Below are 19,886 nucleotides of genomic sequence, written 5' to 3'. Positions count from 1 at the left end.
GTTCGTCAGGCCGTCTGTACACTGGCCCGGCGCATTCCGATGAATTGCAGTTCGGCGAACAGAGCCACGGCAACCGCCTGGGCGCTAACAAAGGCTATGCCAAGTGCCGTAGGCGAGACCAGACCGGAAACCAGCAGGCCAAAGCTTGCGACCACCCATAAAACATTGATGCCGATGATGTCGATCAAGGTCATTCGCGCCAGCGTCTCGCGCCGGGCCATGGCAACCAGAAAGGCAACAAACGGTACGAGCACCACACCCGACCAGAAAAGGAGGTCGGCCGGCAGGCCGAGCCACGGCGCGAGAAAGGAAGCACCGCCCATCGCCAGAATGGCCGTTGCGCCGCTGGCGACCGCGTCGAGCAGCAGGGCATTGCGAAGGAAGGGCGAAACAGTGATGGTCATGGTTCTTCTCCAGCTTTGAGAGTCTTGGCGCTTCGGACGTTCATCGCCCTGAGCTGGCCGAACCATGTCTGCCGGAAAGCCGCCCGGCGATTACGCGAGAGGTAATAGAATTGACAACGCGCCTCGCCTAAGGTGACGCCATGACAACGCAACAGCCCTCCACCGCCGGTTCTCTCATTCGCGAATGGCGCAACCGGCGCCGCATGAGCCAGCTCGACCTCGCCGCCGAGGCGGACATCTCGCAACGCCATTTGAGTTTTGTGGAAAGCGGCCGGGCCGCTCCGTCGCGCGAGATGGTGCTGCATCTGGCCGAGCAGCTTGATATCCCGCTGCGCCAGCGCAACCAGTTATTGCTGGCGGCAGGCTTTGCACCGAGCTTCAGCGAAAGGGCGCTCAGTGACACCTCGCTGGCCCCGGCAATGGCGGCGGTGGAACTGGTGTTGAAAGGGCATGAGCCCTTCCCCTCGATAGCCGTCGACCGAAACTGGAATCTGGTCGCGAGCAACGGGGCCATCGCGCCGCTTCTGGCAGACATTGCCGATCAATCCTTGCTGACCCCGCCGGTCAATGTGCTGCGGCTCAGCCTTCATCCCAAGGGGCTCGCGCCACGCATCGTCAATCTGCATGAATGGCGCACGCATCTGATCGAGCGCCTCAAACATCAGGTCGATGCCTCCGGAGACGCTACACTGGCCGAGCTGGAGCGCGAATTGCGGACCTATCCGAGCGGCCCGCCGAATTCGCGGCCGACACACCCCGACATTGCGGCGATCGCTCTTCCGCTTCGGCTGCGGTTGGGTAAGGACATCCTGTCGTTCATCAGCACGATCACCGTGTTCGGCACACCGCTCGATGTAACGCTATCGGAACTGGCGATCGAATCCTTCTTTCCGGCGGATGCCGAGACAGCCGCCCTCCTCCAGAAGCTGGCGGACGATCGCGGCGCCGCGCCAAAGCCTTCGTGAATTGATCAGGCTGGCGGCGGCGCAGCCTTGCTTGCCGCCCTGCGCTCCAGTCCGAGCCGCTGTTCGCGCCATATGATGAAGATGCCGGCACCAACCACGATCAGGCCGCCGACCAGCATATGGATCGTCGGAACATCTCCGAAAGCGAAATAGCCGACCGCGATGCCGAGGATCATCGAGGTGTATTCAAAGGGAGCGACAGTGGAGACTTCGGCGTGGCGATAGCCTTCGGTCATGAGCAGCTGCGCCAGGCCGCCGCAAAGACCTGATCCGATCAGGAGCGCAGCCTGCATCCCCGTCAGCGACGCCCAGCCGAAAGGATAGGTCACAAGCGATATGACCGTGGCCGTCAGCGAAAACCAAAGCACGATCGTGCCGGTTCTTTCGGTATGGACAAGGCTGCGCACCAGGATCAAGGCCACCGCCGAGACGGCAGCGGCGGCAAGGGCTGCGATCACGCCAAGCGCCTCTTCATTGCCCATGGCCCCACCGCCGGTGAAAAGCGTGAGCGTGGGCCAGGAAATGATGAGCACGCCGACCAGCCCGACGACGACCGCGCTCCATCGGAAAACGCGGATGGTCTCGTGGAGGAAGATCGCGCTGAACACGACGACCAGCAATGGCTGCGCATAGTTCAACGTGATCGCTTCCGGCAGCGGCAGGCGGGTGAGAGCAAAGAAGCCCAGTGCCATGGACGTAACGCCGACCATACCCCGCGCGATGTGGTTGAAAGGGCGCGCGGTGTGAAAGGCGGTGCGCAACTCGCCACGAAACCCTAAGAAAACCAGGATAAGCAGCATGGCGAAGAACGAGCGGAAGAAGACGATCTGCCCGCTCGGCAACGGCCCTGCCGCCTTGATCAGCGACGACATGGCCACAAAGACAGCGACCGACGAAACCTTGAAGGCAATGCCGATCAGCGGGCTGCTGGCCCGCCTCCCCCCAGATGAATTCACTTTTTAGCCGATGCTTTCCTGAATTGTTGCCCAGATACGCGCAGGCGTTGCCGGCATCTCGATATGACCGATGCCGTAAGCCCGGTAAAGGGCATCTGCAACGGCATTGAGTGCGGCAGGCGTTGAGCCAATGGTGCCAGCCTCGCCCGCGCCCTTGATGCCGAGCGCATTTGTGGTCGAGGGCACGTTGCGGGTCTCAAAATGGAAGGACGGGACGTCGTCGGCGCGCGGCACGGCATAGTCCATGAAGCTCGCGGTGAGCAGCTGGCCGTCCTCGCCATAGACAGTGTTCTCGGTCAGCGCCTGGCCGATGCCCTGAACCACGCCGCCATGGACCTGGCCGGCAAGCAGGATCGGGTTCACTGTAACGCCGAAATCGTCGACGATGGTGTAGCCGACGATTTCCGTCTCGCCCGTATCGGGATCGATCTCGACCTCGCAGATATGCGTGCCATTGGGATAGGTGCATTCGTCCTGAAGGAACTCGCCGAAACCCTTGAGATCGTCAGGTTTCTTGGCCGCCTTGGCTATGGCGGAAAAATCAATCGCGCGATCGGTGCCGACGATGCGAGCGACGCCGTCGGAAAGCTCGATGTCTCCGGCGGAAGCTTCCAGCTCGTCCGCTGCGATGCGCTTGATCTTTTCGGCAAGATCCTCACCCGCACGCGCGGCCGATACGCCGCCGAGCGGAATGGAGCGCGAGCCGCCGGTGCCGCCGCCTGCCTTCAACTCGTCGGTATCGCCCTGCCGAACATGGATCTTGTCGATGTCGAGGTTCAGCTTCTCGGAGATGAACTGAGCGTAGGCTGTGGCATGGCCCTGCCCGTTGGTCTGGGTGCCGATCTTCATCGTCACCGTGCCGTCGCCGTTCAATTCGACGAAAGCCGGCTCCGAGCCCGGAAAGGCACACGCCTCGATATAGGTCGCCATACCGATGCCGCGGACCTTGCCGTTCGCCTTCGACTGATCGAGGCGTTTGGGGAAAGTCTTCCACCCGGCCCGCTCGATCGCGGCATCCATATGACCTTCGAACTCGCCGGTGTCATAAAGCCTGCCGGTGGCCGTGCGGTAAGGCATCTGCTCGGGGCGGATGAAGTTGCGCCGGCGGATTTCATCGGAAGACAGGCCCATTTCGTTTGCGCAAACGGACACCAACTTTTCCAGAAGGAACGCAGCCTCCGGCCTGCCGGCGCCGCGATAGGCATCCACCGGGCAGGTGTTGGTGTAGAGCCCGGTCACGGAAACATCGAGCGCCTCGATATCATATACGCCGGTCGACATGGTGATGCCGACATAGGGAATGAACGGGCCGTATTGCGAAATGTAGGCGCCGATATTGGCCAGCAGATTGACGCGTAGGCCAAGGAAACGGCCATCCTTGTCCATCGCCATTTCGGCGGTCACGACATTGTCGCGCCCTTGCGCGTCGGTCAGGAAATGCTCGGTGCGGTCGCCTGCCCATTTGACCGGGCGGCCAAGCCGCTTTGCCGCTTCCAGCACCAACGCATGCTCGCGGTACACAAAACTCTTCGGGCCAAAGCCGCCGCCGACATCCGGCGTGATGACGCGCAACTGCTTCTTTTCGATGCCGAACAGGTTCGCAAGGATGTACTGCATCGAATGCACGCCCTGCGAGCCCGTGGTCAGCACGAAGCGGTTTTCATCCGCCTTCCACTCACCGATGGCAGAGCGCGGCTCCATGTAATTGCAGACGAGGCGGTTGTTAACGAAGTCGATGCGCGTAACCTTTGCCGCCTTGGCGAAAGCCGCATCGCTCTTGGTCTTGTCACCCATGTGATAGCTGAACGCCCGGTTGGAGCCGAGTTCCGGCCAGACCAGCGGCGTTTCGGGATCGAGCGCGGTGGCAGTCGCGCCGGCGGCGTCCTCGCTGTCATAATCGATCTCGATCAGTTCGGCCGCGTCCTGCGCCAGCGCCCGGCTGTCTGCCACGACGAAGGCCACGGCATCGCCGACATAATTGACCCGGTCGCGGCAAAGGATCGGGATATCGCGGGTCGGCGCACGCGTGCCGTCCGGCTGCGGCTGCATGACGCCGGACTTGAGGTCGCCGAGATGGGCAAGGTCGGCTCCGGTAAGCACCAGATGCACGCCAGGTGCCGATTTCGCCGCTTCCACCGTTGTTATGTTGAACGCCGCCTTGGCCGTGGGCGACCGCAGCACGTAGCCATGCAGCAGGCCCTCCGGCACGATGTCGTCGGTGTAACGACCTGCCCCGGTGATGAAAGCCCGGTCTTCGACGCGCAAGACAGATGCGCCCATCCCGAATTTCGGAGTGACGACGGTCATGATTGCCCCGCAATGTTCGGTGGAGAATGTCGGCCTGAAATAGGCTCCCTCATAGTTTTGTCGAGGGGACCTTTCGTGTAAAGAGCACAACCTTCATTTTTTTGGCCAGCTTTGGCCGTTCAATTCTCCCGGAACGCCGGAATTTCGACAGGAAAGTCAACGAAATGCGCACAGATACCGGCCAGGTCTTCCGGCTCGAGGACTACCGCCCGAGTGATTATCACATTCCGCTGACCGACCTTACCTTCAGGCTGTCGCCCGACAGCACCCGCTTAATTTCGGAGCTGACGATCGAACGTCGCGATGGCGTTTCCGGCACGCCGCCGTTTGTTCTCGATGGCGATGGGCTTGTTCTCAAGCGCGTCGAGCTCGATGGAAAGGCGCTCGCGCCGTCGGGCTATCAGGCCACACCGGAAAGTCTTCTGATCGCCAATCCGCCGGCGGCCAAGCGGTTCCGGCTTGTGGTCGAAACCGAGATAGCACCATCTCAGAACCAGGCGTTGATGGGCCTCTATCGCTCGAACGGCGTCTATTGCACGCAGTGCGAGGCCGAAGGCTTTCGCCGCATCACCTATTTCCTCGACCGCCCCGACATTCTTTCGGTTTACACCGTGCGCATCGAAGCGAAACGAGATGAAGCGCCGCTGCTTCTGGCGAACGGCAATCCCGGCGAACGGGGCGACCTCGGTGACGGCTGGCACTTCGCCGTCTGGCACGACCCCTTCCCCAAGCCGTCCTATCTGTTTGCGCTGGTCGCCGGCGACCTTGGCCTCGTCAGCGACAGCTTTGTCACCGCGTCCGGCCGTGAGGTCGCGCTCGGCATCTATGTCGAGCACGGCAAGGAAAGGCTGGCGGCCTATGCGATGGACTCGCTCAAGCGCTCGATGCGCTGGGACGAGGAGGTGTTCGGGCGGGAATATGATCTTGATGTCTTCAACATCGTTGCCGTGTCCGACTTCAACATGGGCGCGATGGAAAACAAGGGCCTGAACGTCTTCAACGACAAATACGTCCTTGCCGACGAGGAAACGGCAACCGACGTCGACTTCGCCAATATCGAAGCGATTATCGCGCATGAGTATTTCCACAATTGGACAGGAAACAGAATCACTTGCCGCGACTGGTTCCAGCTTTGCCTCAAGGAAGGCCTGACCGTCTTCCGCGACCATGAATTCTCGGCGGACCAGCGTTCGCGCGCGGTCAAGCGCATTGCGGAAGTGCGCACGCTGAGAGCGCACCAGTTTCCGGAGGACCAGGGTCCGCTGGCGCATCCCGTGCGGCCGCGCCGCTACCGCGAGATCAACAATTTCTACACGGCAACCGTCTACGAAAAGGGTTCGGAAGTGGTGCGGATGATCCGCACCATCCTCGGCGCGGATATGTTCCGCAAAGGCATGGACCTCTATTTCGAGCGCCATGACGGCGATGCCGCTACGATCGAGGATTTCCTGCAGGTCTTCGAGGATGTTTCCGGCCGCGACCTGTCGCAATTCTCGCTCTGGTATCATCAGGCCGGCACGCCGAATGTGACTGTCACCGCCTCGCATAATGCGGCAGCCGCCGAGTTCACGCTTGAGATCGAGCAGTCAGTGCCGCCGACACCTTCGGAAAGCCGCAAGCGGCTGATGCATATTCCCCTTGCTTTCGGGCTGGTCGGGAAGGACGGCAAGGATATAGCCTATACCGCGGTCGATGGCGCGAGCGTCGAGGATGGCGTGCTCCATTTGCGCAAGCGCCGTCATGTCGTGACGTTCTCGGGCGTTGCCGAGCGGCCGGCGGTCTCGCTCAACCGTGGCTTTTCAGCGCCGATCACCCTCTCAATAGAGCAGAAGCCGGAAGACCAGATGTTCCTGGCGCGGCACGACGGCGATGCCTTCTCGCGGTGGCAGGCCTTCAACACCTTGCTTACGGACGCGCTTATCACCGCGACCCGGGGCATGCTCGGCGGCAGGAAGCCCGCATTTGCGCAGGAACTGATAGAACTGGCCGGCACGATTGCCGGTGATGAAACGCTTGAGCACGCATTCCGCGCACTGGCGATCAGCCTGCCGGGCGAAGCCGACATTGCCCGCGAGATCGGCGCCAATATCGACCCCGACGCGATCTACGCAGCGCGCGAAGCACTTGTTGGCGCCATCGCCAAGACGAACCAGAGTCATTTCAAAGCGCTATACGAAAAACTTGGCGCTTCAGGTTCATTCAGCCCCGATGCAGCCAGCGCCGGACGCCGGGCGCTGCGCAACGTGCTGTTAGACTATCTCTCCGTTCTGCCGAAGGGTGAGACGCTTGCAGCAGATCACTTCACTGCCGCCACCAACATGACGGATCGCGCCACAGCGCTGATGGTGCTGGCGCATCGCCATACGAAGTCGGCGGAAGCCACGAATGCGCTGGCTGCTTTCGAAGAAAAATACCGCAGCGATGCGCTCGTCATGGACAAATGGTTCCAGATCCAAGCGGCAACGCCCGGCCTGGATGCCGTCGATCTGGTCCGCAGATTGACGGCTCACCCCGCCTTCTCGATGGCCAATCCCAACCGCGTGCGCTCGCTGATCGGCACCTTCGCCAGCGCCAACCAGACCGGGTTCCACCGTGCCGACGGGACCGGCTACAAGTTCTTCGTGGAAACGGTGCTTGCAGTCGAGAAACGCAACCCTCAGGTCGCGGCCAGGCTGGCGACCGCCCTGCGCTCCTGGCGTTCGCTGGAACCCGGCAGGCAGGCAAAGGCACGCGAGGCGCTGCTGGCAATCAGCGCGGCTGAGAATCTTTCTGCCGATCTGCGCGATATCGTCGAGCGAACTCTGGCCTAAATAGCGCCTGCGAGAGGCTATTTACGATCTTTTCACTTCCGACCTCTGGACAAGGCGAATCACCTCTGATTCCTTATGGATGATTCGGATGTACGGTGTAGCCGGATCGTTTTAGGGGAAAGATTTCGGGGAGCCTTTCATGGCGAAGACGGACGCGTGGCGCGCGCCCGGAGGCAGCGCTTTTGTCAAAAACAAAAGCGCCAGTCTGGCAGGGAGTGCAAGGATCATAGCCGAGCCGGCTTACCGGCGTCTGCTTGCCGCCGAGCCGCTTTTGCGCCGCTCCATCCCCGTCCTGATCGTCATCTTCCTTCTTGTCGTGGCTGCTGCCCGCTTCCTGTCGCTGATGGCGTGGCATGACGACGTCGAGCGCAACGCCAAGGCAATACTCGGCCTGGGTGCCTCCGAACTCGCCAACTCGGTCACCATCACCGGCATGGGCGGCTCCTTCGCGCAGGAAAGCCAGGATCTGCTCGAGCGCACCATGCAGCAGGGAGCCATGAGCAGCCGGCACGTGCTGGCAATCATGGACGGAAAGTTCAACGTCGTTGCCGTGTCGCCGGAATCCACGCGCTGGCAGGGCCGGGCGCTGGACGGGATCGTTTCCGGCGGACAGCCATTGTTCATGTTCGGCGAGCGCGCCGGCGTCATCGAGGTTCGCGTCAACGGCGAGGACTGGTATGCAGCACTCAGCCTGACGGAGGACCGCAAGGCCGCCGCTGCCGCGCTAATTCCGCAGGACGCCGTGTTTGCCGAGTGGCGCAAGACGGTGTCGCTCAATGTCACGCTGTTCGTGCTGACGGCGGGTGTGCTGATCATCATCCTCTACGCCTATTTCAGCCAGGCGACGCGGGCGCAGGAAGCGGACCGCATCTACCTTGAAGCCCATCAGCGGATCGACCTTGCGCTGGTGCGTGGCCGATGCGGTCTGTGGGACTGGGACATGGTGCGCGGCAAGATGTACTGGTCGCGCTCGATGTACGACATGCTCGGCTACGAGCCCTGCGACACGATGCTGTCCTTCGGCGAGGTCGACGACATCATCCATCACGAGGACGGCGACCTGTTCCAGCTCGCCAACCGTATCGTGTCACGCGAAATCGACCATATCGACCAGGTCTTTCGCATGCGCCACGCCGATGGGCGCTGGGTCTGGATGCGCGCCCGCGCGCAGGTCATCGATCCGGACGCGCCGGAAATCCAGCTCATCGGAATTGCCGTGGACGTCACCGAACAGCGTCACCTGGCGCTGCGCTCAGAAGCCGCCGACATGCGCCTGCGCACGGCGATCGAAAACATCAACGAGTCCTTCGTCCTGTGGGACGCCCAGCAGCGTCTCATCATGTGCAACAGCAAATACCAGCAGGACAATGGCCTGTCCGATCGTGACGTCGTTCCGGGCGTCTCGCGTCATGTGCTCGAACAGCGCATGGCTGCATTTGCCTCCGAACGCCGTCTTCCCTCTCCGAACGGCAATCGTGGCGGCGCGACCTATGAGCGCCAACTGAACGACGGGCGCTGGCTGCAGGTCAATGAACTCAGGACCCGAGACGGCGGCATCGTGTCCGTCGGCTCCGACATCACGCCGATCAAGCAGCATCAGGACAAGCTCGTCGACAGCGAACGGCGCTTGATGGCGACCATCCACGACCTCAGCGTTGCGCGGCGCGCCGAGCAGGAGCGCGGTCGCGAAATGGTCGAGCTCAACAAGAAATACATGAAGGAAACCGAGCGCGCCGAGGCGGCCAATCGGGCGAAATCGGAATTCCTGGCGAACATGTCGCACGAACTGCGCACGCCATTGAACGCGATCATCGGTTTCTCGGAACTGATGGAATCCGGGCTTTTCGGACCACTCGGCTCCGACCGCTACGAGGAATACACCAAGGACATTCTCAGCAGCGGCAAATATCTGCTCGGCGTCATCAACGACATCCTCGACATGTCGAAGATCGAGGCTGGACAGTTCTCTATCGACAGCGAGGAGATCAACCTCTGCCCGCTCATCAGCGAAACGGTGCGGGTCATCTCGCTGCAGGCGGCGCAGAAATCGATCACGGTGGAGACGCAGATCGCGGACTCTCTCACCCTGTTTGCCGACCGCCGCGCTATCAAGCAGATCGTCATCAATCTGCTGTCAAACGCGGTAAAATTCACCGGACAAGGCGGGCATATATCGGTGCGGGCGCGCAATGCTTCCGGCGCGCTAATGATCACCATTGAAGACACTGGCTGTGGTATTCCCAAAGGTGCCTTGAGCAAGCTCGGGCGACCGTTCGAGCAGGTTCAGAACCAGTTTTCCAAGAACCACACCGGGTCAGGTCTCGGCCTCGCAATCTCGCGCTCGCTTGCCGAGCTTCACGGCGGTGCGCTGAAAATCCGCTCGAACGAGGGCGTAGGCACCATCGTTTCGGTTCGGATTCCGATGCGCAAACCGCCAAAGCCGATGCAGCAGGCGGCCTGAGGGCAGCAAACTCCGGATGCCGGTGGCATCCGAGAAAATCCTTATTCAGCGCTTGTTTTTATGGTTGTGCGGACCGAAATCTCGTCCCTATTTCCCATCGCGGTCATTTGCGTTTTGTACGCAGCAGAAGGTCGAAATAGGTTCTGACCCTTTGCGACGTTTCCTTGACGTGTGCCTCGAGCACGCTGAAATCCGGAAGATCGGTAATAGCCAAGAGCATGTCCGAAAGGCCCGGCGGCACATCCTGCCGCTCGAAATGGCCGGTCAGGCAAAGCCGGATCATCTGTGTTAGCGAAACGTAGAGCGAAAAGGCTTCGCCTAGCTCCTGGCGCACCTGCGCGTCGGCAAAACCGGGCGCAAGCCGTGCGAGAATTTCACCGGTACCGGTGGTGCGTTCTCCGGCCTCAACCTGGCCAGTCAGGATTGCAACCTGGGCGATGAATTCAAGGTCGATCAATCCGCCAGGAATGAGCTTGATGTCCCATAAGTCTCTCGGCGGCTTTTCCTCCTCGATCATCTTGCGCATGTCGCCCGCTTCCTTGGCGACCTTAGCGGCATCGCGCGGCAAGGCGATGATTTCGGCAACCTCGGCTTCGGCGGCATCGCAAAGCGTCTCGTCACCCGCAACGGCACGTGCGCGGGTCAGTGCCATATGCTCCCAGATCCAGGCCTCTCCGCGCTGGTATTTGCGGAACGCATCTATATGCGTCGCCACCGGACCCTTGTTACCTGATGGCCGCAGGCGCAGGTCGAGTTCGTAGAGAACGCCCTCGGCAGTGGGCGCGGAAACGGCGGCAATCAGCCTCTGGGTCAGGCGCGTGTAATAATGCGAGGGCGCTAGCGGCTTTTCGCCGTCGGATTCCTCCGCATCGGCATCATGGTCGTAGAGCAGGATGAGATCGACGTCGGAGCCGGCGGTCAGCTCGCGGCTGCCAAGCTTGCCCATGCCGAGAATTGCGGTCTTGCCGCCCTTAACCTTGCCGTGGCGCGACGAAAACTCCTCGATCACCGCATCGAGTGCTGCGCCAATGGTCAAATCGGCTAGATCGGAAAAAGCCCTTCCCGCCCTTCCAGCATCGATGGAGCCAGCCAGCAGGCGCACGCCGATCAGGAATTTCTGCTCGGCGGCAAAGATGCGCAGCCGGTCGAGCGTTTCCTCATAAGTCTTTGCGGCTTCCAGGAAAGCTGCGAGCCGACCTGCAAGATAGGCCCTGTCGGGCAGTTCGGACAAAAGGGCCGGATCGAGCAGGCCGTCAAAGACATGCGGCCGCCGCGTGATGATGCCCGCAAGTCGGGGGGCGGCTCCCATGATCGTCGCCAGCAGCTTCAAAAGTGCCGGATTGGATTGCAGCAGCGAAAAGAGCTGAATGCCAGCGGGCAAGCCAGCCAGAAAATCGTTGAAGCGCAACAACGCTTCGTCGGCACGCCGCGTCTTGCCGAAGGCTTCGAGCAGCGCTGGTGTCAACTCGGTCAGCCTCTCGCGCGCCTCGGCAGACTGCGTGGCGCGATATCGCCCGAAATGCCAGGTGCGGATCACGCGGCAAATGTCGCTGGGCCGCTCGAAGCCGAGTCGATGCAAGGTTTGAAGCGTATCGGGATCGTCGACATCGCCGGTGAAGACGAGATTGCCGATGCCGGAAGAGAGTTCCGGGGCTGTCTCGAAAAGAGCTGCGTAATGCTGCTCGACCTGCTGCAGAGACGCCCGAAACTCCTTTGAGAACGCATCCGCATCAGCAAATCCGAGCATATGGGCGATGCGTTCCAAGCCTTCGTTGTCCTCGGGCAAGGTATGCGACTGCTCATCGGCCACCATCTGGATCGCATGCTCGACACGGCGCAGGAACCAGTATTGGCGCGTCAGAGCATCCCTCGCCTCGGCGGTGATCCAGCCGCGCGCGGCGAGCTGCCCGAGCATTTGCACGGTTTCACGGCCGCGCAGTTCCGGAAAACGCCCGCCGGCGATAAGCTGCTGGGTCTGGACGAAAAACTCGATTTCGCGGATGCCGCCGCGTCCGAGCTTGACGTTGTGGCCCTTCACCGCGATTTCGCCGTGGCCCTTGTGGGCGTGGATCTGGCGTTTGATCGAATGCACATCGGCAATCGCGGCGTAATCCATATATTTGCGCCAGACATAGGGCTGCAATTCCCTAAGGAAGGCCGCACCCGCTTTCAAATCGCCGGCAACCGGACGCGCCTTGATCATGGCGGCTCGCTCCCAGTTCTGGCCGCGGCTTTCATAGTAGAGCAGTGCCGCCTGGACCGGGATCGCCAGCGGCGTCGAGCCAGGGTCAGGGCGCAGGCGCAAATCGGTGCGGAAGACATAGCCATGCTCGGTGCGGTCCTGAAGGATGCGGACCAGACGCCGCGTCAGGCGCGCGAAGAGCTCTGATGCGTCGAGCGGATCGATGACCGCAGGCGCTTCAGGCTCGAAGAACACGACCAGATCGATATCCGACGAAAAATTCAGCTCATGCGCACCCAGCTTGCCCATGCCGAGCAGTATCCAGCCTGACCCTTCCGACGGATTTTCGGGATCAGGCAGTTTCAGCTTGCCCTGGAAATGCGCTTCGCGAAGCAGGAAATCCACTGCGGCACCCGTGCATGCATCCGCCAGGTCGCTCAGGCGGCGAACAGTGGTCGCGGTGTCGGCTTCGACCGCAAGATCGGCGAGCGCGATCAGGAAATGCGCTTCCAGCTTGAGCTTGCGCAGCGCCATCATCAGCGTCTTTTCCGAGACGTCCTCTGCACGCGCCGCGGCGGCGATAGCGGCCCGGATCGAGAGCAGCCGCTCATCGATAGTCTCGTCGAACAACGCATCGAGGATGTCCGGCCGCCTTCGGGCGGAATCGCGCATGAAACTGGAAAGGTCGAACACCGCTTCCAGGAATGCGGCCAGCTTGCTTTTCCCGGCCAGCAATTCGGCGACCCGCGGAAAGCCATCTTCTTCGGCCGAGGCAGCAATCTCGGAAAGCTCGCGCCTAGCCCGCGCGCGATCCAAAGGCGTCAAGCTGGCGGTCGATCCCCGGAACCAGTTCTCGGTTTCCGCTTTTGCCGTCTTCGCAGTCGACCCTGCCGTCATTTCCCTGCCTCCCTCTGTGGAAAGGTCATAATGACAGATAATCCCGGATTGGCTGACGAAAGTTCGAGCCGCCCATGGTGAAATTTCATGATTGCCTTGGCGAGGCTGAGCCCCAGGCCGGAGCCTGGTTGCGAGCGGCTTTTCTCAAGCCGCACGAAGCGTTCAGTGACGCGTTCCCTGTCGGTATCATCGGGGATGCCTTGGCCATTGTCGGTGACGCCGAGCCTGATTTCACCGGCATTTCTTTCAAGCGTTACCCGAACCATGGGTTTTTCCGTCGAATCCACCGAATATTTGATGGCATTGTCGACGATGTTGGACAGCGCCTGGGCAACCAGTTCCCGGTTGCCATCGATAATGAAGGAGCCATCGACCGCCGTTTCCAATCCAACGCCCACTTCTTCGGCCACAGGCTCGTAAAGCTCGACCACGTCGCGGACGGCGGCGGCAAGATCGACTTTCGAAACCGCCTCGGCCGAGTACCCCGCTTCCAGCCGCGAGATCATCAGGATGGCGTTGAAGGTGCGGATCAACTGATCGGATTCAGCGATCGTGCCTTCAAGCGCGGCACGATATTCAGCAGGCTTCTGCTGCCCGGACAAAGCCGCCTCAGCGCGATTGCGCAGCCGGGTCAGCGGCGTCTTCAGGTCGTGGGCGATATTGTCAGAGACCTGTTTCAGCCCCTCATTCAGATTGGCGATCCGGGCCAGCATCGTGTTGAGGTTCTCGGAGAGGCGGTCGAATTCGTCACCGGCTCCGGTCACCGGAAGACGGCCTGACAGGTCGCCACCCATGATGCGGCGGCTCGCTTCGGAAACGCTGTCGATATGTCTGAGGGCGGTTCGACCGACAAAATACCAGATGAGTGCCGCGCCCAGTCCCATCATGCCGAGCGCGACCATCAAGGCGCGGCGCACGACAGCGCGGAAGCGTTCCGGCTCGCCGAGATCGCGGCCGACCATCACGATCATCTGGTTGGGTAATCTGAGCACGACGGCGATTGCATTGTGCCGTGCCTCGACGTCCATTTGGGCAGGCTCCGGATCGGTCGAGTTGTTAGTGCGCCGGTCGGCACCCTCGCCGAACCGCTGGTAGGAAAATGGTATCTCGGTCCAGCCGTCGGTGTTGAGAACGCCGGGCTGAAGGCTCTGGACATTGCCGGAAAGGATGCGGCCATTGGCGTCGGCAATCAGATAGAGATTGGCACCGGGCTGGCGCGACCGCCTCTCGATCGTGCGCACCAGCAGCGGCAGCCCACCGCGTTGATAGGCACTGCCAAGGCCCTGCACTTCCTCGTTGATCGTCTCCATGGTTTGCCCCGTCAGCATGCGCGCCGACAGGGACGTCATGTAGAAGACCAGAAGAACCGCACACAGCGTGAAAAGGATCAGATAAAGTGCCGACAGTCGGGCTGCCGTCGTTTTCATGATGGCAGGCAGTCTCAAGGCCATGTGTTATCCGGCCTTGAGCATGTAGCCCGCACCACGAACCGTATGCAGTATCGGACTGTCGAAGCCCTTCTCGATCTTGCCGCGCAACCGCGAAACATGCACGTCGATGACATTGGTCTGCGGATCGAAATGGTAGTCCCAGACATTTTCGAGCAGCATGGTGCGCGTAACCACCTGCCCCGCGTGACGCATGAGGTATTCGAGCAACCTGAATTCGCGCGGCTGGAGCGTGATGTCCTGCGAAGCGCGGCGAACGGTATGCGAGAGACGGTCGAGTTCAAGATCGCCGGTGCGATAGACCGTCTCGGCCTCGCGGGAGGCAGCGCGGCGATTGAGGACTTCGATCCGCGCCAGCAATTCGGAGAACGCGTAAGGTTTTGTCAGGTAGTCGTCGCCGCCGGCGCGCAAGCCCGTGACGCGATCATCGACTTCGCCCAATGCTGAGAGAATAAGCACAGGAGTGGTGTTGCCCCGCGATCTCAGGCCAGCGATCACGGAAAGCCCATCGCGGCGCGGCAGCATGCGGTCCACGATCATGGCATCGTAGTCACCGGAATCGGCCAGCGCGAAGCCTGTTTCGCCGTCGCCGGCGACATGGGCCGTGTGCCCTGCCTCGGCAAGCGCCTTTTCCAGATACTCCGCTGCCTCGCGGTCGTCTTCGATAACGAGAATCTTCATCGCACCACTATACGCGATTTCTGCCTGTTCCATGATGTTAGCGTTCATTCGCGATCTCCGGAAGTTTGCGGCAACAGGCCGATGGGAGCCTGTTGCCGCTGGAGCCGATGCGGACTGACAAATCGCGCCTGCCCCCTTTTTCTCCGGCGCGACGCCCGGGGGGTGTTGAAATCGCCGCGCCGAAGGAACTCTATCTGCGGGTCAGCCCTTTGCTACCGGCAGCGTTACGAAGCGATTGGCATCGTCACGAGAGACCTGCACCAGAACTGCCTTGCGGCCAGCCTTGGCGGCGTCGGACATGGCCTTGGTAACGTCGTCCGCGCCCTTCACCTCAACCGAGTTCACCGCCATGATGACGTCGCCGGCTTGGATGCCGCGCTCGGCAGCGTCGCTGTCGGGTTCGACCGCAGTCACGACCAGACCCTTGCCGTTATCCGCACCGGTGACGGTCAAGCCGAGATCGGCAAGCGCATCCGCCGGCACTTCAGGCGCAGACTGCTGGTCGTTCGACGCCTGCTTGTCGGAGCCGGGCAACTCGCCAAGGTCAAGCTTGACGGTTTCCGACTTGCCATTGCGCCAAAGCGTAACGTCGACCGAGCTGCCGGGTGCAAAGCCGCCGATGAGACGGGCGAGCTCGCGGGGCGAGGCTACGTCCTTGCCGTTGATCTGGGTGATGACGTCGCCGGCAACAATCCCAACCTTCTTGGCCGGGCCGTCCTCCTGCGCCTCGGAGACCAACGCACCCTTGGCGCCACTCAGGCCGAGGGACTCGGCGATTTCCCTGCTGACAGGCTGGATCTGGACACCGAGCCAGCCGCGCTGGACCGAGCCGTTCTTCATCAGGTCCTGAACAACAACCTTGGCGGTGGACGCGGGAATCGCAAAGGCGATACCGACATTGCCGCCCGAAGGCGAGAAGATGGCCGTATTGATGCCGACGACCTGGCCGCTGAGATTGAAGGCGGGACCGCCGGAGTTGCCACGGTTCACCGCCGCGTCAATCTGGATGAAATCGTCGTAAGGGCCAGCACCTATGTCACGGCCGCGTGCCGAGACGATGCCGGCCGTAACCGTGCCGCCCAGGCCGAATGGGTTGCCTATCGCGACGACCCAGTCGCCGACGCGAACCTTGGAGTCGTCAGCAAAGTCGACATAGGTGAACTTGCCATCGCCTTCGACCTTCAGAACGGCAAGGTCGGTGCGCTGATCGGAGCCGATCAGTTTGGCGTCGAGTTCCTTGCCGTCATCCATGACAACAGTGAAGGATGAACCTCCGTCGACAACGTGGTTGTTGGTGACGAGATAGCCGTCTTCGGAAATGAAGAAGCCAGAGCCTTGCGAGACAGGCCGCGGGCCACGCTCACGGTCCGGGCGGTTGAAACGCCTCTGTCCACGCTGGTCGCCTTCGCCGTCGCCACGGAACTGGCGGAAGAAGCGCTTCATCGGATGATCGTCAGGGAGATTGTCGAAGCCACGTGGGCCGGGGGTGAAATCGCCGCCGTCATCGGAGGTCGGCTGGATTTTGGCCTTCACCCGAACACTGACCACTGCGGGCGTTACACGTTCGACCACATCGGCAAAACCGGGGGCCTGGGGGGCGTCGACGCGCACTGCCTCGGCGAAAACCGGGACGGTGCCGGAAGTGACCGCGCCAAGGCCGATAGCCCCGGCTATAGCCATGGAAGCAGCGGCGGCCAACAGCCGGCTGCGAGTCTTCGAAACGGGCGTGGGGGAGTTGGTCATGAAACTATCCTCTTCAAAGGGATGCGTCTGAACCGCATCCTCTGAAAGATGGATAGAGAAACCTACATTACAACGCTCTTTCCGCTGGATGAAACTTTCGTAATGTTTCGTTGGAACCCAGCGGTTCTCAGTCCTTGCGCAGAATTTCTTCGAGCGCTTCGTTTTCCTTGGCCGTAAGTGCCGGCACATCGGAAACGCGCCGGTTTCTGGCGGCATAGAACATCACCACACCGCCGCACAGAAGCAGGATCAGCGGCGCGCCCCACAGCAGCGCATTGCGCAAGCTGAAACGCGGCTTCAGGAGCACGAACTCGCCGTAGCGGGCAACAACGTAATCCAGAACCTGCACGTCGTTGTCGCCGGCAACCAGGCGTTCTCTCACCAACACCCGCAGATCGTGGGCAAGCTCGGCATCCGACATATCTATGGACTGGTTCTGGCAGACCATGCAGCGCAGTTCTTCGGAAAGCAGGCGCGCACGTGCCTCAAGAGCCGGATCCTGCAGCACTTCATTGGGCAGCACCGCATAGGCCGCACCGCTCCAGACCAAGGCCAGAAACAACCCGACAGCGGCGAAAGGCGACGCGCGTTTCATGACGTCGCAGGGCTCGGCCTGGCAGGTTTCGCTCGCCGCGCCGGTGCGCCGACGCGCAACCGCCGGTCGGTCAGCGATACGGCACCCGCTATCATCATCACCAGCCCGCCGAGCCAGATAAGCGTGACCATCGGCTTCCACCACATGCGCACGACAACTGCACCGTCCGTCGTCTCGTCACCCAGCGAAATGTAAAGCTGGCTGAAGCCCAGCGTCTTGATGCCGGCCTCCGTTGTCGGCATGCGGCGCGCGGGATAGAAGCGCTTGGACGAGATGATTTCGCCCGTTGCATTGCCGCTTGCACCCAGAATGACGAAGCGTCCCTGGTCTTCGGTGTAGTTCGGCCCCTGGAACGGATGCAGACCTTCGAAGCGTACCGTATGACCGGAAAGCTCGACGGTCTCGCCAGCACGCATGGTCAGTATCTTTTCGGTCTCGAACGAGACGACACCAACGATCCCAAGCACGGAAAGCCCGACGCCAAGATGGGCAAGAGTGGTGCCGAATACCGATCGCGGCAGGCCGACGAAACGGCTCAACATGACGCGTGGAGCAACGTTGCCGAAGCCGGACTTCAAGACAATATCGGTGAGCGCGCCAAGAATGAGCCAGAAGGCAAGCCCGATGCCGAGGGCGGCGAAGACCGTTTCCCCTTCGACGGCGAGCATCGTGACCAGCACGGCCAGCAATGCGCCGCCGAATGCGAACATCAGCCGTTGAGCGGCACCGAAGATATCACCGCGCTTCCATGCCAGGAGCGGCCCGAACGGAACGAGCATCAGCAACGGCACCATCAGCGAGCCGAAGGTAAGGTTGAAGAAGGGGGCACCAACCGAGATCTTGTCGCCAGTAATCGCCTCTATGACCAGCGGATAGAGCGTGCCTATGAGAACCGTGGCGGCAGCCGTCGTCAGGAACAGGTTGTTGAGGACAAGCGCGCCCTCGCGGGAAACCGGCTGGAACATCCCGCCGGTGGTCAAGCTGCCGGCGCGCAGGGCAAAGAGCGTCAACGAGCCTCCGATAAACAGCATCAGAATGCAGAGGATGAAAACACCACGGCTCGGGTCGGTGGCGAATGCGTGAACCGAAGTCAGTACACCCGATCGAACAAGGAAGGTTCCCAGCAGCGAAAGCGAGAAAGTGAGGATCGCAAGAAGCAGCGTCCATATTTTCAGGGCCGAGCGCTTTTCCATGACGATCGCTGAATGAAGCAGCGCCGTTCCGGCGAGCCACGGCATGAAGGACGCGTTCTCGACCGGGTCCCAGAACCAGAAGCCGCCCCAGCCAAGTTCGTAATAGGCCCAGTATGAACCCATCGCGATACCGCCGGTCAGGAACAGCCAGGCGGCAAGCGTCCATGGACGGACCCATCGCGCCCAGGCGGCGTCGATCTTGCCCTCGATCAGGGCCGCAACGGCGAAGGAAAAACAGACGGAGAAGCCGACATAACCGAGATAGAGAAGCGGCGGGTGTATGGCCAGGCCGATATCCTGAAGGATCGGGTTGAGATCCCGCCCCTCGATCGGCGCCGGCACCAACCGCGCAAAGGGGTTGGACGTCGCCAGGATGAAAAGGAAGAAAGCAGCACCGATCCAGCCCTGAACGGCCAAAACATTAGCACGCAACGTGTTTGGAAGGTTGGTGCCAAACACCGCGACCAGCGCGCCGAAGAACGTCAGGATCAGCACCCAGAGCAGCATCGAGCCTTCGTGGTTGCCCCATGTGCCGGTGATCTTGAACAGCATCGGCTTGAGCGAATGCGAGTTCTCCCAGACATTGGCGACCGAAAAATCGGACTGCACATAGGCCATGGTGAGGGCGGCAAAGGAAAGTGCCGTCAGCGCAAAACCGGTGACAGCGACCGGGCCACCAACAGCCATCAGCCGCTCATTGCTGGTGCGCGCGCCAAACAGCGGCACCAGCGACTGTACCAGGGCCAGCGCAAAGGCCAGAACAAGCGCAAAGTGACCGGTTTCAACCATTACGAACCGCCCCCTGCCTGTTCATCCTGCCAGACGCCCTTGGCTTTCAGGCTATCGGCAACCTCTTTCGGCATGTAGTTTTCATCATGCTTGGCAAGCACGCTGTCGGCAACAAAGACGCCGTCGGCGCCAAAGGTGCCTTCGGTGATGACGCCCTGATCTTCCCGAAAAAGATCGGGAAGAATGCCGGTATAAGTCACTTTAACCGAATTTTCCTTGTCGGTTACGCCAAAGCTGACCTCAGTGCCCTGCCCTCGAACGATCGTGCCCTTTTCGACAAGGCCGCCGAGGCGAATGCGCTGACCTGGTTCGAGTGTGGCCGTCTGCAGATCAGCAGGCATGTAGAAATAGGATGCCTTCTGGCCAAGCGCGTAAAATGTAAGGCCGGTCGCGGCGATCAGAAATGCGGCGCCCGCTGCGATGACCGACAATCTCTTCTGTTTACGCGTCATACC

At 61.3% G+C, this 19,886-nt stretch carries 13 protein-coding genes; 3 read left to right on the top strand and 10 right to left on the bottom strand.

The genetic code is table 11. The features are described 5' to 3' along the window. Window positions 1-5 precede the first annotated feature (5 nt). On the bottom strand, window positions 6-404 hold the full coding sequence (locus BM413_RS13835) for a hypothetical protein (protein ID WP_091913914.1): 399 nt from the start codon (window positions 402-404) through the stop codon (window positions 6-8). A gap of 140 nt (window positions 405-544) precedes the next feature. On the opposite strand from BM413_RS13835, the gene BM413_RS13830 reads away from it, so the two are divergent. After that, the gene (locus BM413_RS13830; RefSeq protein WP_091913912.1) at window positions 545-1,369 is read left to right on the top strand and encodes a helix-turn-helix domain-containing protein; all 825 of its coding nucleotides are present in this window, start codon (window positions 545-547) and stop codon (window positions 1,367-1,369) included. Window positions 1,370-1,374: 5 nt separating this feature from the next. Here BM413_RS13830 and BM413_RS13825 read toward each other — a convergent pair whose 3' ends face one another. Further along, window positions 1,375-2,325 carry a DMT family transporter gene (locus BM413_RS13825; protein ID WP_244537865.1) on the bottom strand — a complete coding sequence of 317 codons (951 nt, stop codon included), beginning with the start codon at window positions 2,323-2,325 and terminating at the stop codon, window positions 1,375-1,377. A 3-nt stretch (window positions 2,326-2,328) separates the two neighbouring features. Next, complete coding sequence (locus BM413_RS13820; protein WP_091913910.1) at window positions 2,329-4,632, bottom strand: xanthine dehydrogenase family protein molybdopterin-binding subunit; 2,304 nt, start codon at window positions 4,630-4,632, stop codon at window positions 2,329-2,331. 164 nt (window positions 4,633-4,796) lie between these two features. Here BM413_RS13820 and pepN point away from each other — a divergent pair, with 164 nt between their 5' ends. Beyond that, complete coding sequence (pepN, locus tag BM413_RS13815) at window positions 4,797-7,442, top strand: aminopeptidase N (protein WP_091913908.1); 2,646 nt, start codon at window positions 4,797-4,799, stop codon at window positions 7,440-7,442. Window positions 7,443-7,581: 139 nt separating this feature from the next. Beyond that, the gene (locus BM413_RS13810; protein ID WP_091913907.1) at window positions 7,582-9,903 is read left to right on the top strand and encodes a PAS domain-containing sensor histidine kinase; all 2,322 of its coding nucleotides are present in this window, start codon (window positions 7,582-7,584) and stop codon (window positions 9,901-9,903) included. 103 nt (window positions 9,904-10,006) lie between these two features. Here the strand turns inward: BM413_RS13810 and BM413_RS13805 are convergent, their stop codons facing one another. From BM413_RS13805 to ccmE, 7 genes are all read right to left on the bottom strand, one after another. Further along, complete coding sequence (locus tag BM413_RS13805) at window positions 10,007-12,982, bottom strand: bifunctional [glutamine synthetase] adenylyltransferase/[glutamine synthetase]-adenylyl-L-tyrosine phosphorylase (protein ID WP_091913906.1); 2,976 nt, start codon at window positions 12,980-12,982, stop codon at window positions 10,007-10,009. After that, window positions 12,979-14,433 carry an ATP-binding protein gene (locus BM413_RS13800; protein WP_091913905.1) on the bottom strand — a complete coding sequence of 485 codons (1,455 nt, stop codon included), beginning with the start codon at window positions 14,431-14,433 and terminating at the stop codon, window positions 12,979-12,981. Before BM413_RS13800 ends, BM413_RS13805 begins: the two co-directional genes overlap by 4 nt. A gap of 3 nt (window positions 14,434-14,436) precedes the next feature. Continuing rightward, entirely contained in the window at window positions 14,437-15,111 is a 675-nt protein-coding gene (locus BM413_RS13795) for a response regulator transcription factor (RefSeq protein WP_091914086.1), read from the bottom strand. A gap of 201 nt (window positions 15,112-15,312) precedes the next feature. Continuing rightward, complete coding sequence (locus BM413_RS13790; RefSeq protein ID WP_091913904.1) at window positions 15,313-16,854, bottom strand: Do family serine endopeptidase; 1,542 nt, start codon at window positions 16,852-16,854, stop codon at window positions 15,313-15,315. Between the two features lie 127 nt (window positions 16,855-16,981). Beyond that, on the bottom strand, window positions 16,982-17,449 hold the full coding sequence (locus BM413_RS13785; RefSeq protein ID WP_091913903.1) for a cytochrome c-type biogenesis protein: 468 nt from the start codon (window positions 17,447-17,449) through the stop codon (window positions 16,982-16,984). Continuing rightward, window positions 17,446-19,431 carry a heme lyase CcmF/NrfE family subunit gene (locus BM413_RS13780; RefSeq protein ID WP_091913902.1) on the bottom strand — a complete coding sequence of 662 codons (1,986 nt, stop codon included), beginning with the start codon at window positions 19,429-19,431 and terminating at the stop codon, window positions 17,446-17,448. The genes BM413_RS13785 and BM413_RS13780 overlap by 4 nt, the downstream gene beginning before the upstream one ends. After that, entirely contained in the window at window positions 19,431-19,883 is a 453-nt protein-coding gene (gene ccmE / locus BM413_RS13775; protein ID WP_091913901.1) for a cytochrome c maturation protein CcmE, read from the bottom strand. Before ccmE ends, BM413_RS13780 begins: the two co-directional genes overlap by 1 nt. Between the last annotated feature and the right edge of the window lie 3 nt (window positions 19,884-19,886).

The organism is Mesorhizobium sp. YR577 (genome assembly GCF_900116595.1).
Lineage (GTDB): Bacteria > Pseudomonadota > Alphaproteobacteria > Rhizobiales > Rhizobiaceae > Mesorhizobium_M.
Note: the sequence above shows the minus strand (reverse complement) of the source record. Positions and strands in the feature narration are given on the sequence as shown.